The sequence below is a fragment of the Flavimarina sp. Hel_I_48 genome (assembly GCF_000733945.1).
Classification (GTDB): domain Bacteria; phylum Bacteroidota; class Bacteroidia; order Flavobacteriales; family Flavobacteriaceae; genus Leeuwenhoekiella.
Genome location: NZ_JPOL01000002.1, coordinates 855,399 through 872,892 on the forward strand (window position 1 = coordinate 855,399; position 17,494 = coordinate 872,892).

At 39.0% G+C, this 17,494-nt stretch carries 10 protein-coding genes; 4 read left to right on the forward strand and 6 right to left on the reverse strand.

What is annotated here, in order from left to right:
* Positions 1-52 precede the first annotated feature (52 nt).
* The 4 genes from P162_RS03995 to P162_RS04010 all read left to right on the forward strand — a co-directional run bounded on the left by P162_RS03995 (position 53) and on the right by P162_RS04010 (position 3,120).
* Complete coding sequence (locus P162_RS03995) at positions 53-358, forward strand: alpha/beta fold hydrolase (protein ID WP_164076204.1); 306 nt, start codon at positions 53-55, stop codon at positions 356-358.
* Positions 342-854, forward strand: coding sequence for a hypothetical protein (locus tag P162_RS04000; RefSeq protein ID WP_031425943.1), 513 nt, complete (start codon positions 342-344; stop codon positions 852-854). The genes P162_RS03995 and P162_RS04000 overlap by 17 nt, the downstream gene beginning before the upstream one ends.
* 520 nt (positions 855-1,374) lie before the next feature.
* Positions 1,375-1,956 carry a Crp/Fnr family transcriptional regulator gene (locus tag P162_RS04005; RefSeq protein WP_031425944.1) on the forward strand — a complete coding sequence of 194 codons (582 nt, stop codon included), beginning with the start codon at positions 1,375-1,377 and terminating at the stop codon, positions 1,954-1,956.
* A gap of 93 nt (positions 1,957-2,049) precedes the next feature.
* Positions 2,050-3,120, forward strand: a complete 1,071-nt coding sequence (locus P162_RS04010; protein ID WP_031425945.1) for an SDR family oxidoreductase — start codon at positions 2,050-2,052, stop codon at positions 3,118-3,120.
* A 211-nt stretch (positions 3,121-3,331) separates the two neighbouring features.
* On the opposite strand, the gene P162_RS17810 is transcribed toward P162_RS04010, so the two are convergent.
* From P162_RS17810 to P162_RS04040, 6 genes are all read right to left on the reverse strand, one after another.
* On the reverse strand, positions 3,332-6,100 hold the full coding sequence (locus P162_RS17810; protein WP_081868372.1) for a family 43 glycosylhydrolase: 2,769 nt from the start codon (positions 6,098-6,100) through the stop codon (positions 3,332-3,334).
* 543 nt (positions 6,101-6,643) lie between these two features.
* The gene (locus P162_RS04020) at positions 6,644-8,605 is read right to left on the reverse strand and encodes a glycoside hydrolase family 97 protein (protein WP_031425947.1); all 1,962 of its coding nucleotides are present in this window, start codon (positions 8,603-8,605) and stop codon (positions 6,644-6,646) included.
* A gap of 31 nt (positions 8,606-8,636) precedes the next feature.
* On the reverse strand, positions 8,637-10,391 hold the full coding sequence (locus P162_RS04025; RefSeq protein ID WP_051907767.1) for a glycoside hydrolase family 43 protein: 1,755 nt from the start codon (positions 10,389-10,391) through the stop codon (positions 8,637-8,639).
* Positions 10,392-10,585: 194 nt separating this feature from the next.
* Positions 10,586-13,270, reverse strand: coding sequence for an alpha/beta hydrolase-fold protein (locus P162_RS04030; protein ID WP_081868373.1), 2,685 nt, complete (start codon positions 13,268-13,270; stop codon positions 10,586-10,588).
* A gap of 66 nt (positions 13,271-13,336) precedes the next feature.
* Entirely contained in the window at positions 13,337-14,635 is a 1,299-nt protein-coding gene (locus P162_RS04035; RefSeq protein ID WP_035916826.1) for a glycosyl hydrolase family 8, read from the reverse strand.
* 53 nt (positions 14,636-14,688) lie between these two features.
* On the reverse strand, positions 14,689-17,193 hold the full coding sequence (locus P162_RS04040) for a glycosyl hydrolase family 95 catalytic domain-containing protein (RefSeq protein ID WP_051907768.1): 2,505 nt from the start codon (positions 17,191-17,193) through the stop codon (positions 14,689-14,691).
* Positions 17,194-17,494 lie beyond the last annotated feature (301 nt).

Consider the following 17,494-nt stretch of genomic DNA (forward strand, 5'->3'; position numbering starts at 1 on the left):
CTTAAGCGTAACAGTCCATAACTTTGATTATAAAAACCTTTGCAAAACACTTATGAACACTATGATAAAATCAATGCTTATACTCCTAAAGTGGATTGGTAAAACTTTAGCTGGACTTATAATTATAGTATTGATTTCAGGATTGTGTTTCCGGTTATTTGGTTCAAAACCGGCCACCCCTGGAAAGCTGGTTGATGTAAATGGAACTGAACTTCATATAACGGCAGAAGGCAAAAAAAATAATTTACCCACGCTTATTCTGGAAGCAGGTGCTGGCAGTAATACAGATATGTTACATTGGATCGCTCTAGGATTAAAGAAAAAAATGAGAGTTATTCGTTATGATAGAGAAAAATGACTTATTCACTAAAAGTCAAATAACCTTAGTAAAAGCGGTTGCCATAGTTGCAGATATGGGAATACTAGGAGCTTTTAATACGCTATTTAAATCAGAGCCTAAAAATGATGGTTTACCAAAAAATTGCCACACTCGTAAACATGATCTCACAGCCTATTCAGGGAAAGTATTTCGTAGATATATGAAAGAAAATGATATCAATGATATCATTCTTGAGAGGGCTGGTCAGGTTCAAAGTTTAGATTCTATTCCCATATTAGTATTTACTGCAACAGAACAGTATGAGGAAGTTCAAAAAGAAAAATATAGAAATGAAGGCATTGATCCTAACGAGCAAGTTAAAATATGGTTTAAAATGCAAAAAGAGTTGAAAGAGCTATCTACTAATGGAAAGCAATTTGTTATTGAAGCAAATCATGGTTCTATTATCACAAGAGAAGAAAACGCAGAAATAATTAATAAGGAAATATTAGCAATGGCCAAACTAATTCAGTGATAACGGTTCATAAAACATAAGAATTATATCTATATAGTTAATTAGTAGGACAAAATCACAATACAAATAAGCTATATTAATGCGATCCTGTATCGCGGCATTGCAAGCACACATTATTATCATGAATAGCATAGTAAAGAACATTTTAAGCCATTTAAACAACAATACTTTACATTTTTGATTTTTCTTTATTTTTAGGCTAAAATCGCTAATTTTCGACTGTTTTTTGGCGGTTTTGCTGCATTTTTGATTGGTTTTAAAGATAAAATAGCGGTTTAGGCAAGAGAAAATCTATTGCAACACACTTTAAATAAAAAGCCTTCATAGGGAAACATAAAAATATCATTGTTTTTTCTAAAGCCATTTTATTCTTGTGGCATTTTGGCCTAAATTCAGCGCTATTTGACGAGTTAATTTACTTGTGGGATTGAAAAGTGCCCGTTCGTTGTAGAAATAAAAAAATACCCAACTTTGTGGTATAAATCCTTTATACTGAAAAGTGAAAAATCCTGAATCCCTTATGTTTGATATTCTATTTAAACATCTTCAAAAGAAGGTCGAGTTGACAGCACGCGACCGGGAACATATTCCTGCATTTTTTGAGCCTAAAAAAATACGCAGAAGACAATTTTTACTCAATGAAGGTGACTATTGTAGAAAGTTGAATTTTGTTTCTAAAGGTATTATCAAATCTTATGCACTTGATGAGAAAGGACAGGAGCATATTAGTCTACTCGCGTGGGAAGGCTGGTGGGCATCAGACTTTAGCAGTTTTATTTGCGAAGAAAAAGCTAAACTTTCCATTGAGGCTATTGAGGATAGTGAACTACTATTGATTTCAAAAATCAACTATGAGAAGTTATTAATCGAAGTGCCCATCATGGAACGCTATTTTAGAATTTTATATCAGAATAGTTTGGTAACAAAAGATAGGAGGCTTCTAAGTTCAAACGCGTACAATGCAGAAGAAAAATATATAGAGTTTATTGAAATGTACCCCTCCATCGCGCAACGAGTGCCACAAACATTGATCGCATCCTATCTTGGCCTCACTCCGGAAACCATCAGCCGAATAAAGAAAAATATCAATAGAGAAGATTGATATAGATCAATTGTATTTCTTAATGTATATCAATGCATAGCTTGTAAACCTACGGTAGTTTTGTACTACTGATAAACATAAATACTATACAGGATGAATAAAATAGCATTGGTCGTAGGCGCAAGTGGAATATCTGGAAATAATCTAGCAAAGGAACTTCTTTCTGATGGCTGGACTACATACGGGCTGACTCGGAATTCTGATGTGCAACTAGAGGGCTTAAAGAATATCAAAGCTGATTTACTTGATAAAAAATCCCTGGAAGAAGCACTTAAAGAGGTTGATCCCACACATGTTTTCTTTACCGCCTGGATTCGGAAAGATACAGAAGCCGAAAATATTAAGGTAAACAGTGAAATTGTTAGAAATTTGTTACAAACCTTAGCGCCTAAAAAATCGATCCAACACGTGGGACTGGTAACGGGACTAAAACACTATTTAGGTCCCTTTGAGGCATATGCTCAGGATGGTTTCTCCCCAGAGACACCCGTTAGGACAGAGCATCCCAGACTAGCTATAGATAATTTTTACTATGCCCAGGAAGATGAAGTATTTGAAGCGGCGGCTCGAGACGGATTTACCTGGAGTATTCACCGTGCGCATACCATGATAGGCAAAGCTGTGGGAAATTTGATGAATATGGGAACCACACTTGCGGTTTATGCGACGATCTGTAAAGAAAAGGGAACCCCATTTGTCTGGCCAGGATCCAAAGCGCAATGGAATGGGATTTCCGATGTTACCGATGCCAGAATACTGGCAAAACAATTTGTATGGGCAGCAACCACCCCAGAAGCTCAAAATGAAGCCTTCAACATAGCCAATGGAGATATCTTTCGCTGGAGTTGGTTATGGAAACAGCTAGCCGAATATTTTGATATAGAATATAAAGGATTTGTGGAAAATAACAACAGTCTGGAAGAAATCATGAAAGGCGACGAAACTGTATGGCAAAAGATTGTCAGTAAGCACAATTTAACAGAATCTAATCTTGATAGACTGGCTTCTCCCTGGCACACAGACCTTGATTTAAGGCGACCTATCGAAGTAATGACCGATATGTCAAAAAGCCGCAAGTTAGGTTTTACAGCTTATCAGGATACAAGAGACTCTTTCTTCGATTTATTTGAAGATCTGAAAAAGGAAAATATTATTCCTTCTTAAAAGCAATTGTTTGATAACTTAAAAGTCCAGTAAGATAATCGTCTTGCTGGACCTTTTTTTTGATCAAAAATCATTTAAATACTGAAAATCACCCAACTTATGAAAAATTAGCCTCCGGATTTCTGAGGGATATGTTTAAATATATTTCTTCTCAAGAAGGAAAAAGAAAACCCTTATTTGGCAGAACAGAATAAGAGTCTGATTATAATTTTTATTCATCTAGCGTTTCTTTTATCCTGAAATAATCAAAATCAGCATAGCCTCCGGGATTTTTAGTGGCGTAATTAAAAAGTGCGTAACGGTAGCCCATAAACTGACCCAATGTATATTCCATCTTCAAAGGTTCTCCAATTTCCTGCCAGGTTTCGCCATTTTCAGAATAATAAAAACGCGCAATATCAGTCCTCTCTTTATAATCACAGGTTATTTTAAAGAAAATTTCCTTTCCATTAAAAGGTATTTCTTCCGTCACTTTTCCATCCCGATCTTTTACCATTTTGATCGTTTTTTTACCATTTTCCAGTTTTACAGCCACATAACCATAGGTATCCTGTAAAACTCCAAAACCAGCAATATCCCCGTCTTTCATTCCTTCCAGTTTCAGCAAGATTTCCCCGGTACTTTCAGGACCTATCGTACGCTGGGTTAAGGTATTTTGTGTGGTAACAAAAGAAGTGTCTACCCTACCAGTAGTAAGCCTTAAATACCCATTGTTGGCTTCTAGGCTCCAGAGGTCGTTCTGTGGATTATGATTCCATTGCCAGACCAGCGGTAATTTTTTATCCGTTACAGTGCGGGTAAACTCATCGGAATTTACAATATTAGGGATCAGGCTTTTGTTTGCAGGTAAATCAAGTTCCATGGGCACTTTTCCATCGTCACCTAAAACTGGCCAGTCATCTTCCCATTTTACAGGAACGATATAAGGAATTCGGCCTACCGCTCCATTATCCCGAAAGAGGTACGCATACCAGTCACCTTCTGGGGTATCTATTAAACCGCCCTGGGCTACTCCTTTATCCTGCAAGGCCAATTTACCCTCATAAGGCCCCATAATTTTGCTGGCGCGATGTATAACCACACTGCGCATCCCACCCCTGGGCCAGGTGATGTTGAACAAATAATAGCTCCCATTTATTTTAAACACTTGTGAACCTTCGGCGCCCAGCATAATGTTCTCCCCTGCCGGTTTACTGGCATTTTGAATCAAAACTTGATCCGTTCCCTCAACGACACCGGTAAGGTCATTTTTCAATTGAACAATATTTAATTTTCCTGCGGCGTAGATCATATACACTTTTCCATCGTCATCAAAAAAGAGCGTATTGTCATGCAAACTCGGTTCAAAAGAATGTTTTTTCCACTTCCCATTTTCAATATCATCAGTAGTATAGATATAAGTTTTGCCGGTGGTGCTTGAAAACGTAGAAACATAGTAGGTGTCCTCGTGATATCTTATACTACTTGCCCAGGAACCTCTTCCGTAGGCATTTTTCCCATTTTCCAGGTTGAGCGCATCCCTATCTTCCAGCGTGTCGTAAACATAATTTACTATTTCCCAGTTTATGAGATCTTTCGATTTCATAATGGGAACACCCGGACTCATGTGCATGGTGGTACTGCTCATATAATAAGTATCCCCTACCCTGATCATTGATAGATCAGGTACATCTGCGTAAAGTATGGGATTATGCGCTTTGGATTTTTGAACAGTTTCACCGAAAAGGGAAAGATCAATGGCCTTACCCATTAATTCATAGCCATATTCATTGGGATGCAGATGATCACCATCATGCGCATTTTCACGTATGACAGCAGTATTTTCAGGATTTCGTATCACTTTATCAAAATCCACCACCCCATCAAATTTTCCGCTAGTGCGTATCCAGTCGTTTATTTTTTGCCTGGCCTGTTCACGATATTCTTTGTAATAAAAAGATTCTTTTATAGGGGTAATGGTACCACCTAATACTTTAATGTTCTTTTTGTGAGCTTTTTCGATCATTTCCTCATAGGCAGCAATAAGTCCATCTGCCACTTTAAAGGCCGCAGCACTATCTGGAGTTGCGCCAAGATCATTTACGCCTTCCATGATAATAAGCCATTTTATTCCGTTTTGCTGAAGGATATCGCGATCAAATCTATCTAAAGCGGTAGGTCCGAGTCCGCCTTGAAGTACCGCGTTCCCTCCTATTCCCATATTCAAAACCCCAATATTTTCAGTATCTTGATTTTTAAGTAATTGTTGAGAAAGAATATCAGGCCAGCGATTTTGCTTGTTCGTTCCTGAACCGCGCCCATCTGTAATGGAATTTCCTATGATCGCAACAGCTGCCGTGGTTTCATTGGACTTCACTTCAATGCTATTTATTGTATACCAGTGATCTGTTTTTATCGCCTTGCTAAAATTAGCTTCTGGGGAAATTTGGTGTCCACTCAACAAATATGAAGTTGTGCGCGAGCCGGGGTGGCCGGTTACATCTGCAGGCGTTTGCCCATACGCGATCGTAACAGCCAGCTGCATTCTTGGATTTAGATCAAATTTAATAGGATCTGAAAAAATCGCTTTTCCCGCTGGGATAGTAACCGCTTCCTGACCCTCAAACATCAGCATTCTACTGGTATTTACGGCAATGGCACTACTGTCTTCTGAAACAGCGATTTGCACCGAATGTATTTCTAAAGGATTTGCACTAAATTCATTTGAAAATTTCATCCTCAGTTGCTTTCCTCCTATGGAAACTTCCAATACTTGCCGCAATGTATTCCCGGTCAAACCCGGTTCTGGCGGCATATTATGGGGTTCTACCAATTGTGGCGCAGTACTCCAGGTGCCCACCCAATTTTTTAATTCTGTAGTTTCTACCGAATCCTGAGTGGAGGAACATGAAGCGGTGATTGATAAAAGGATGATACTGACTGATACAATCCACCTGTTTTTAAAAGTCCTATGTTTTAACCTCGTATTTATTTTCTGCATAATATATTGCTTTAATTCGCGATCTATTTTAGTGGGCTACTTGCTCGAAACTAAAATTACCTTTAACTTTAAAAAATTGACATAGTCAACGCTTTTAAAGTGATTTGTTATAATTTACTTCAAGTTGATTATCACTTTATGGCTCTTACTTCCCAGCGTTCTAATAATCTACCATGCGCTGATCATTCACCATCTTTCTATTTCGACAATCTAAAATACAATCATTATAGTCTTAGTAAAATTCAGATATTGAAGTAAATTAGTACATCATGAACCGAATATCATTAATTTGAATATTTTAGATGTTTCGAAATTAATATTTTGAAGATATCTACTTTGAAAACAGCCAATTATCAAAATTCATAAGATATACAGGCACTTTCTTTTATAAGAAAATACAGATCAGCGGTAATTGGTTCTACTTTAGATGTAATAAACTTGCAACGATCGTTCCCGCCCATCTACGGTACGTCCGCCATTGCCAGTAATCTACTTTCTTTTGCAGCAGCTCTTTAAGACCCATTTAACCAGCGATATCAACTTTTATTTTACTCCAGGTCGCATAACTTGTGAATTTGTAATTATAAATCCACCATTAGGCTGAATAATCACTGATATTTTACCTTTTTGTGAAATTTTACCTTTCTCCATTCTGGTTTCCATTTTCTTATTATCCGAATAAATGGAAATCTTCTTACCAGCAAGCATCGGCAGATCCAGTTCTAGTTTCTTAGCTGATTTTTCAGCATTTACACCGGCAACATACCACTGCTCGCCATGTCTACGTGCCAGCACAGCATATTTACCGGGATATCCATCTATGAAAACAGTTTCATCCCAGGTGGTGGGCAGCTCTCGTAAAAAGTCAAGTTCAAATGCCGGAACATCCTCCAGATTATTTGGAGTAAGGGCAAACATTTGCACGGAATTTTGAAAAAGAACCCCTGTTGCTAGTTGGAAAGCATCTGTAGTCAAGCGTTCCTGACCTTCTTTATTCCCTTTATTGAGATATTTATTCAGCATCACCCCGCCAAATTCCATACTCGCTACCGAATTCCGGATAAATGGGTGTAATGATGCATAAAATGCTTCTTTTTCGCGAACATCCTGAACAAAAACAAGCATTTCTGAAGCAAGGACCGCTTCACTTCCTACAAAATTTGGGTACATTCTTTCCCAACCGCGAGGAAGCGTTGCTCCATGAAAAATGATCATCAACCCATAATCATTCGCATCAGAAAGGATATTTTCGTAAAGCTTCATGGTTTCCTGTTTATCCCCTCCAAAAAAGTCTACTTTCAGACCTTTTACGCCCATTTTCTTAAGCCACTTCATTTCCTTTTTCCGGGCAATGGAAGTGTTCATTTTATTTAGCGGTGTCATAAACGCATCATTCACAATTCCATTGGAATTATACCATAGAAATACACCTACTTCTTTAGAAGCAGCGTATTTTATGAGATCTTCCATTTTATCATAACCTATTTTTTCATCCCACCAGGAATCTATCAAAATATATTTAAACCCCATCGCTGCAGCAAGATCTATGTATTTAACCTGATCTTCGTAATTCATACTATTGTCCTGCCAAATGATCCAGCTCCACGTGCCTTTACCATATTTATAATCCTGTGAAGCTTCATATAGAGGCTCCACCACATCAAAAGGTATAGTAGTTTCTACGATAGGCTTGAGTGACTCTCCCAAACTTATGGTACGCCAGGGCGTAATACCGGGAAGTCCCAGTTGGGCGCCGGTACTGCCAAAACCATTATTTTGCTCCGCATTTGGAAATGCAATATGAAACATACCACTTTCAAAATTACTCAGGTGTGATGCCGGGTAAAGGCTTCTGACACCAGTTTCAGAAAGCAAGACCCAGCCGCGTTCGCCAACCCGAAATAGTCCCGGGAAAACATAGCCATTGGCAGAATTATTACTTTCAAGGGCAGCATCTGCCTCATATCCACTTTCATAACTGGGAGTGGTTCGTGCAAAACCCTCCATTGCGTTCATCATAGGAGAAAGGAACGTGGTGGTCATATTCGGAAAATTAAAACCGGTCGCCTCTTCTTCAACCACACATGCAAGGGTTTCGCCCCATATAGGAAGTTCATAACGAAAGGCAATGTCATTGTTACTAACCTGAAAAAGAATGGCGATTTCTTTCTCGTCAGCATTAGATAACGTAACCTTTAACGTGTTGGCTTTATAAGAAACCTGGGATTGCTTTATTTTTTCCTGCACATAGTCTTTGCTTGTGGAATCCTGTACAGCAGCTATAAAATTCATCTTTGAAGAAAAATCACCCTCATTGGTATGAAGTCCCAGAGGGGACTTGTCCAACATCAATTCATTGTTATAAGTAACCGTATATAACGGTTTGCCATCTTCGATGAGTATTTTTAATAGAAGCTTACCGTCTGGACCGCTGATTGACTGTTCATTTTGAGCAATCATCGTTGCTGAGAGCAGCAACAAACATAATAGCCCTATATTTTTCATAAAATTCATTTGGAGTCTTGAGAATATCATTTTATTCCGGTTTTGCATTATTGGCAGCAGTTGCATATAAACCTATCATAGCACCGGTAAATCCGCCAGCGACGTTAGTGGAAAGAATATCTCCGGAAACTGTTCCTCCAAGATTTTTATATTCTTCACCGTCTAATGAATAACTAAATTCATAATTATCACCCATGGCCTGAACTTTGAGTTCAATAGGATTATCAAGATCTATCTTAGTACTCGCAATAATTGTGGACTCCCCGTTTTCGGTTCTCTCGAGTAGCACATAATAATCCTTTTCCTTTTTGGTAATTCCAAAAGTGTAATTGAAACGTTCATTCTGGTAACAGGTGATCCCGGCTAAATCGTTATTAGACTTAGGCCTGTATTCCATAGTTGTAGTAAAGGTGAACGCTTTATGCATCTGGCGGTAAAATAAGGTAGAAGTTGGTGCCAGTTCATTGATGTGAGTTTCAAAAGCATTCAGCTGAAGACCGTTTTTAGCCTTTTTCATAAAAGCTTCCCTGGGACCTCTAAGCCCCTCCCACCTGTAATCCAGTGTGTCGGCCTTAAAATCTTCGGAAAAAGTAAAGTTTCCATTGGGAAAGTATCCCTTTTGACCAGTTTTATTTTCAACCCCTTCAGGCATATATAATTTGGGCTTCATAGGAACCAACCCATTTTCAAAAACCGGAAATTTACCAGACCAGTCCACCGGTAAAACAAAAGTTTCCCTTCCTGTATTTACACGCCCGGCTTCGTTGGGACGAACCCCTAAAAACACGCCGTAATATTGATCGTTTGGACCTTTAACCAAATCAGCGTGACCAGCCCAATCAACCATATTTTCCCGATCTTTCGGGAAATAACGTTGTGTAAGGATGGGATTGCTAGGAGCTGGTTCAAAAGGGCCTGTTGGGTTTTCGCTCACAAAGACCACTTCACTATGCCAGCCACCGGTACCACCTTCAGCGCACATTAGATAATATAAACCGTCTTTTTTGTATAAATGCGGAGCCTCAATCCAGATTGGTTTTTCTGAAATATCCACACCACCGTTCACTATCATCTTATCAGTACCTTCAATTACCTGATCGTTTTCCACATCATATTCCCATATTTTGATAACTCTGTGTCCCTGGTACAATTCTTTACCTTCATCTGGAGCATCGTTATGAACCACATATGCCTTACCGTCATCGTCAAAGAAAATAGATGGATCGATTCCATCAAAATTCAATTTATAAGGTTCGCTCCAACCCTGTTTGGGATCTTTGGTTTTAACGATGATATTACCAGATCCACCTGCAAAAGCAGTAGTAATCATATAAAACGTATCGTTATTCTCGTTATAGGTAATACCCGGCGCATAAACTCCCTGGCTTATTCCGGTATCGTGTACATCTATCTGCGATGGCCTATCCAGTACATGACCTAACTGTGTCCAGTTTACCAGATCGTTAGAATGAAAAATGGGCACCCCGGGAAACATGGCAAAAGAGGAGCAAACTAAATAATAATCATCGCCCTTGCGTGTAATTGCCGGGTCAGGATACCATCCCTGAAGAATAGGATTGTAAAATTCATTTTCTTCCAGAGGATTGTTATTATAAACCTCATCCTCACCGGTATAGGTTACACTTATAAAAATAGGATCATTGGTAGGTTTTGCTGGTTTTTCATCGTTAGTACTATTTGCGACAGAAAATGATATAAGCACGAGACTTAGCAATACCAAGGCTGGACTATATTTTTTAAAGGAAAATTTTAATTTGTTCTTCATAGAATTCTTATTACTTGGTTCTGAAATAGGTGATTGTAGTTTTATATGTTATTTAAATAGGAGTTGTGTATATTGTTTTAAACATCTTCTCCAGGTTAACCATTCATGCTGGGTTTTGGGTGATTCGTAAAAGATATAATCGATGTTTTGCTTCTTAAGCATAGCTATGAATTTACCAACCGATAGTTATAGTATTAGTTGGTAAATAATAAAGGGGCAAACTTATAAAGATCGTGTCTCCATACTGGCCAGGCGTGACCTCCCGGATATTCACTATACGTGTACCTGATCCCCATATCATCAAATCTTGAGATCATCCTTTTTCCATTTTCATAGGCTATATCCCTTTCCCCACCCATTGAAATCCAGAAATTATCAAGATTTTTATTGATTTTAGCGGAATTTTTTGTCATAAATTCATACTGACCATCGGCAATCTCATTGTCTTTTCCTATCCATCCCGAACTGAACACGCCCAGGGATGAAAAGAGATCGGTGTTCTGAACTCCTGCGTAAAGTGTTTGAATCCCACCCATTGATAATCCTGCAAGTGCACGGCTTTTCGGATTTTTAATTACCCTGTATTCCTTCTCTACCTGAGGAATAATCCCTTTTATGAGTTCGTTTTCGAACATTTTCAGTCCATTTTCATCAAAAGCCGAAACAGGCATATTCCCATCTGGCATGATTACCAACATGGGTTTGGCTTTACCTTCAGCAATTAGGTTATCCAGGATTAAATTGGTTTTTCCCTGTTGAGCCCATCCACGTTCATCTTCACCACCACCATGATAGATATACAAAGCAGGGTATTTTTCATCTGTGTTCTTTTCATATCCAGGCGGGGTGTACACAAAGAATTTCCTCCAACTGTTCAACACCGGGGAAAAATATTGCTCCATAATGATATCGCCATGCGGCACATCTTTAAGGGCATAATAATCGTCGCCTTTAAAAGGCACTTCAATGCCACTGGCCATTCTCCCCATTCCATAAAAGGTTTCGCTGTTGGGATCAGCGATAGCAACGCCATCTACAATTATAGAATAATAGTGAAAACCCTCGCTGATCGAATCTGTAGTAACACGCCACATCCCATCTCCGTCATGCTCCATTTCATATTTCCTTCCCAGATCAAGTTTTACATCGCTGGCATCAGGGGCCTTTAATTGAAACATGGCTTTTCCGTTGGGTAAAATCTGTGGGAATTTTGATTTTCCAACATTCGTAGCGACTGTACTTCCCAAAATGCTATAGTCGTTGAATACCGTTTTATCTACCGGTTTAAACAACATTTTAGAGAACATATAAAGCCCATTTTTCCAGACTTTAAAATCATGCACCCCAGGTTCCACATAATAAATATGGGGCACCTTGTTTTTAGCCAGGTATTCATGAGTTCGCTGACTATAGGGCAACAAACCATCTTCATCCCCGCAGGAAATCCATAATAGGTTAAGGCTGTTTTTCGCTTTCTCAGGACTGGGAACCAATTCCTGAGGCGTTTTGGTATTTGGCGCTGCCGAGAATGCACCCACCCATGAAAAAGTATCCAGATTACCAAGTCCGAAATTAAGGGTTTGTCCTCCGCCCATGGAAAGTCCGGCGATTGCTCTATTTTCCCTATTTTTCATTACCGGATAATTCTTTTCTACAAAGGGAACAAGGTCATTAAGCAAATCACCTTCAAAATTAGCAAAAGCTTCGACTTTAGTGCTGTCAAAGATATTACCGACAGCGCGATCATCTTTCATTGCCCTACCATTAGGCATGACAACGATCATAGGTTCAATTTTTCCTTCAGCATGTAAATTATCCAAAATAACCTGTGGTTTACCACCCCGAAGCCATTCTTTTTCATCACCACCAATACCGTGTAATAGATATAAAACAGGATATTTCTTAGTTTTAGAATATTTAGGTGGGGTATAAACCAATGCTTTTCTGGTAGTCCCAACGGTTTTGGATTTATAACTTATGCTGTCTATTTTACCATGCGGAATATCTTCTTGTTCAGTATCAAAGCCTTCCGGTGCCTGTCTTTCTAAGATCTCAACTCCCTGTAACTGCAACATTTGTTGTGCATAGCGTCTACCAAGCTTTCGGTAACCTTCCGAAGTAAAATGCAAATGATCACTCACGGCAGTGCAACCTTTAGAGGAGATCACATGCGCATTGGGAATTACTCCTGGCAACCTTGCAATAATTTCATTCATGCTGGCGCAGGCACCACCTTGTTCTTCACTCACCATTTCACCAGCAAGAAGCGGAACCTTTTTAGGATCAAGATTTAAGTCTTTGATCAGGTCATCATAAACGCCTTTTACTTTATTCGGCCATTCTTCATCTCCGGTGTTGGATTCTCCCTGATGCATTAAAATCCCCTTAATTACCCCATCTTTCTGGGCAATTTTAGCCATTTCCACGAGTCGTGCATAAGGATTCCCGTCATACTCTTTCACCATATTCTGAAGCCACTCTGGGGCAGTCTCAACATAAGACTGAAAATTGTCCTGATCAAAGAGTTCAATTTTACAGCCTCCAACAGCTACATTGATTACTCCAACCTTTACATTTTCGGGAAGGTTCTTAATCATTTCCCTTCCGAAGTAATCTGTGGGTGTAAGTCCGGTTTTACATCGACATAATGGAGCTTTTGCCGTATACCACTTACCTTTTTCGCGGCCCAACTCAGGACAGTCAACTGCTTCCAGAACTTTAAATCGCTCATTAAGATTCATAGTATCCTGAGGTTCTATTTTGGCAGCACCTTCCATATTAGATTGACCGAACGCCAGGTAGATATGAAAATCAGGATCCTGGGCAAACCCCATACCAGACCAAATTAAGAATAAGATAACGATGTATTTTTTAATCATATTTAAAAGTTTAAAATCAGAATTGGATTAGCTGCTTAAGTATCCTGAATGTAGAATAGTTGCAAATCAATTTTCAGGTGTGATTATTTGATAGTTACCGCTCAGATGCATCAAGCTGAATAAATATAAAAACCCATCAAAATAAGGGTCAAAATAACCATCATCATATGGTTCCAATTTTGCATTCCAGACCTCATCCACAAATTTCCACCCCTTAGGATGTGTTGCCATCAATGACGCTGAACCAAGGGTAGAAACCAGACCAAGGGAATGTCGTAGTTTTTCATACCCTCCTGCAGAAAGTATCCAACTTGGTGTACTACCATCAATGTTATATTGATCTACATATGTTTTAAGTCCCTCACAAAAGAAAAAATCCTGAATACGGTTTGCATACTTCTGTTGCCACTGCCTATCTTTTGCGTACCAGCTATAATCCATAGCAATATTCATAGGAACGCGCCAGGAATCGTATCTAAATGCATCTCCCATTTTTCCACGGCTATGAGGTTCACCGCTAAATTCAGCATAATCTGGGGTAAGTGCTGTTTTAGGATGCGTTGTGCGATGCAGGAACGCACGTGCAGTATCTGCAGCGGCCTGGTAAAATTTCTCATGGCCATCCTTTGCATAAGCAGACCAGATCTCAAAAAAAGCAGGTACGTGGTATGAAGGATCTGTCCAATCATAACCACCCTCATGGGGTACGAAGGTAATTTGCACATGTTCTGTATTTAAAACATTTTTGACCCCTTCCGTTCCATTTTTACGCCACATCGCGTCCAAAATCCTCCGCGCTTCTGCGTAATAATTGATGTTTGTTTTATTGCCCCAGCGGTTTGAAGCAAAAAGTAAGGAGGTTATAAAATACAATTCCCCATCAGAGGCAGATCCATCAGAATTTTTGATTCCGGTTTTAGGGTCTACGCTCCAGGCAAAATAACCCGAACTGGGCCCTTCCTGATGTTGCATATATTTTACCGTCCACCTCCATAACCTATCAAAGACTTCTTTTTTATCAAGCTGCACCGCTACCATCAATCCATAGGACAAACCTTCTGTGCGTGCGTCCTTGTTTTTTAAATCTGATACATACGCTAAAGAATCCTCGACCTCAAAGTAAACACGGTCTGGACCTTCAAAAAGATCGTACCAGGCCTTTTCTAATTTTTCATCTATCGCTTCCTGGGAATAACCAGCCTCCAGAAAAAGATTTCTATAAGCTTTTGAATTGGCAGCACCTTCCGTCCACGGTTTCATTTTTCCGCGGTCATCCTTTACTGAAACGTCACAATCCTGAGCATACACATTGATAGTGAGACAGATCAATACTTGAAATAGTGTAAATAGTAAAATTTTATGCATATGAGTTCCTTTATTTATACAGGTATTAAATAGTTTTTTTGCTTGTAATTGGATTATGAATTTTTGAGTATTGTAAGATTATACTTGCCCCCGGGTGAGGTTTGTAAATCATATTCATATACTTCTTGTACCGCATCAATTTTTAAATGGGCACCTTCAGATATAAGCGGCAGTTTAATTTCGGGAACACTATAAAATTCATTTTTATTTACACCTTCCGCTTTCATCAACCCCTCCCCCTGCATTGGCCAATAGGAACGTATTCTGCAATTTCCGCCCAAATTTGAATTGATATTAATTTGAGCTTGATTTTCCTGCCATTCTAAGCTCACCTCAAAACCTCCACGTGCCCTAAGTCCCGATATACTCCCTTTTTCCCAATCAGTAGGAAGTGCCGGAAGCAAATGAATAGCACCATCGTGACTTTGCATAAGCATTTCTGCGATCCCCGCGGTACATCCAAAATTGCCGTCAATTTGAAATGGCGGGTGTGCATCAAACAGGTTGGGATATGTACCTCCCTGCTCACTAAAGCCCTGTCCGTTAGAAGGGCTCAGTTGATCTTTAATCAATTTGAGTGCGTGGTTTCCATCGAGTAGCCTGGCCCATAAATTTACTTTCCAGCCCATAGACCAACCGGTAGATTCGTCCCCTCTTGCTATTAAAGATGTTCTTGCCGCCTGAAACAATCCTGGATTGCGGTAGGGAGATATCTGATTAGAAGGATAAAGGCCATAAAGATGAGAAACGTGCCGGTGTTTTGAATTCTGATCGTCCCAATCTTTAATCCATTCCTGTAATTGGCCCCAACTGCCAATTTGCATAGGAGGTAGTTGATTTAGTTTCTGTTTCAATTGAGTTATAAAAACATCATCATCATTCAATAATTGGGCAGCATAAGCAGTTTTTGAAAACAAATCGAAGATTAGCTGGTTGTCCATCGTGGTACCGTAGGTAAGAGAGGATTCAGGATGAATCGTAGGTGCATGTTCAGGGGAAATCGAAGGAGATACTACCAACCAGTTCTGGTCAGGCTCATGTATCATAAAATCCAAATAGAATTTTGAAGCTTCTTTAGCTATGGGGTAAACGGATTTTAAAAATTCCTTATCTCCAGAAAAATCGTATTTATCGAATAAATGCTGGGTCAACCACGCTCCACCCATAGGCCACATACCCCAGTAAGACCCATCTATAGCTCCTGTTATTCTCCATATATCTGTATTGTGGTGCATCATCCATCCATCAGCACCGTACATATCTTTTGCAGTTTTTTTACCTGCTTGGGACAGGTCTTTCAACATACTGATCAGCGGCTCATTAAACTCACTTAAATTTGTAATTTCCGAAGGCCAGTAATTCATTTCCGTATTAATGTTTACGGTATATTTACTATCCCAGGGTGGCGTTAACTGATCATTCCAGATACCTTGCAAGTTGGCAGGTTGTGATCCTGGCCGCGAAGATGATATTAAAAGATAGCGGCCAAACTGGAAGTAAAGAGCGACCAATGCTGGGTCATTACCCGTCTTGAAATTTTTTATTCTTTCATCCGTTGGTAAATTTGATGCCTCACTCGTACCTAAATTGAACGCCACTCTATTGAAATAGGTCTTATGATCTTCACAATGCTTGCGATATAGGTCCTCAATTTTATCACCATTTAAAGCATCAAGATAACCTGCTGCTTTTTCACTTTCATCTAGGCTCAAATCCTTATAATTATTAAAGTTGGAAGCTATAGAAATATATAATGTTGCGCGAGTTGCATTATGTATTTGTAACGTATTTTTCTCCTTTTGGATTTTTCCCCCGTCAACCTTCACCTTGGCAATTGTTTGAAATTCCACTTCACCAGGAATGCCCTCAAAGTCGCTTGTTTTGCCATGGGATTTTATTTCATCATTTTCAGAAACAGATACAACAGCACCGTTTTGAGAATCCATAGAAGCAGTAAAGTTTAAGGCACCTGGCTTGTCAACCGTCATTTGTACTACAATAACCTGATCAGGATATGAAACAAAAACCTGCGTTTGATAGCCTACATTTCCTACACTAAACCGTGACCTGGTAACGGCGTTTTCAAGATCTAATTCCCTGTAATAATTACTATACTTTTCATTATCCGGAAATGATAATTTAATATTGCCCAAAGACTGATAAGGAGACCCTTGAGAAGTTTTGCTTATGAAATTTTCATTAATCAATTCCTGAGCCTCTGTACTTTTGCTCTCGAATAAAAGCTGCTGCACTTCCCTAAGATGCGCCCTAGCCAAAGGATTATCATTTCTGTTAGGAGATCCTGCCCAGACGGTATTCTCGTTGAGTTGAATTATTTCTTCCCTGGGATCACCATAAACCATTGCACCCAAGCGTCCATTTCCTAAAGGAAGGGCTTCTACCCAAGTAGTCGCAGGCTCATCGTACCAGAGTTTTAATTGGGTATTTTGCTGACTGTAACTACTGCAATACGGCAAGAATAATAGCAGTACCGGCAACCCGAAAAACCCGGGATTAAAAAAATTCCAACTTTGAAGATTGATCTTACTTACTTTCATGAATTCATTTTATAAAAACTGATACAATCGCTTAGCATTTAAACATTATAATATCTAAAAACACTCGTCTTCTAAGGAATATCTTCTTAACAATTTTAAAATTCACTTTTCTAGCCCGTTGCTAAAACGATTGAGAAGAACAACAAAAACCTTTATTGATTATAGAGATTATAGTAACATTATCGCTTGTATTCGTAGGCCAAAAAATATTTTTACTACTATACCTAATGAAAATATTCGTTTGGGGAACTTCAAAAAAAATAAAATGCCAAATCTTCAAATTACTCATATTGAGTGTTTT